Origin of the sequence: Streptomyces alkaliphilus (assembly GCF_014141535.1) — a bacterium.
Classification (GTDB): Bacteria; Actinomycetota; Actinomycetes; order Streptomycetales; family Streptomycetaceae; genus Streptomyces; species Streptomyces alkaliphilus.
The window spans coordinates 1-1,063 of record NZ_VKHT01001354.1; the positions used below are offsets into that span (position 1 = coordinate 1).

At 74.9% G+C, this 1,063-nt stretch carries 1 protein-coding gene and 1 pseudogene; both read left to right on the forward strand.

Going from position 1 to position 1,063, the window contains the following annotated elements; genetic code table 11:
- Nucleotides 1–408, forward strand: a 408-nt coding sequence (locus tag FNQ90_RS24435) for a hypothetical protein (protein WP_228471572.1), incomplete at its 5' end; no start/stop codon positions are given.
- An 8-nt stretch (nt 409–416) separates the two neighbouring features.
- Nucleotides 417–1,063: pseudogene (locus tag FNQ90_RS24440) on the forward strand (conjugal transfer protein); the annotation flags it as partial.

Here is a 1,063-nt window from a genome sequence, read left to right on the forward strand (position 1 = left end):
GATCGGGGGCGTGCGATGAGCCGGCCCACCAACACCGCTGTGACGGCGGCCGGGACCGCCCGGGCCGCCGCCGAGGCCATCCGCACGCTCAATCACCTGACCTTCCGCCCCGACGCCCGCGCCGAGTGGGAGATGCCGGGGGACGTCTACTCCGTGATCGGCGCCCTGGCCGAGCTGGCCGAGCGCCTGCCCCAGACCCTTCACCAGGCGGGCGAGCTGTTGGAGGCGCTGCACGCCTCCGGGCGGCTGCGGCACGACTCCGGAGACGGCGGGCAGCTGGCCGCCGACGTCGCCGCGTTCGGGATCAAGACCCGGGAGGCCGCGGGCACCGCCGGGCGCCTGGCCGATGGTCTGCGGCACGCCCACAATGCCCTGGCCCGCATCGGCCACCGGGAGGTGGAGCGGTGAGTGGGCAGATGCCGGGGGGAGTCCGGCTGACCCGGGTGCAGAAGGTTGTGCTCACGGCGGCGTTCGTGCCGATGCTGGCCACCGGTGTGGCGGGCGGGATCGGGACCTACAGCAACATCGAGTCCGCCTACGGGGCGGGGACCGCGATGGGCGCGGTGTCCGCCGGTGAGGGCGCCACGGCGGTGCTGGCGCTGGTGCTGCTGGGGTTGACGCTGTTGGGGCAGTCCTCTCCGGCGGTGGTGCGGGCGGGGCTGTGGCTGCTCCCGGCGGCCGCGTCCGCGATGTCGTTGACGGCCGCCGAGGATCTGGGGCAGAAGGTCGTCTACGCCATCACCCCGATGGGGATGACGGTGGCGGCCGAGGGCATGGCCTTCCTCGCCCGCCGGATCGTGGTCCACCAAAACGGCGGCCGGGACGTGGAGGCCGACGCCCGGGCGGCGGCGGTGGTCCAGGAGTTGGCCTACCACCGGGCCCGCGCCACCTCCCACCCCGATGAGGGCAAGCGCAGGGCCTCGGAGCGGCGGGCGTGGAAGCTGGCCCGCCGGGTCGGCCGGGACGATCCCGCCCTGGCCGGTCGACTGCTGACCATCCAACGCGACCGACTCCAGTCGGGCGCGGACGCCGCCCTGGCCGCCATGTTCAACGGCACCCCCAC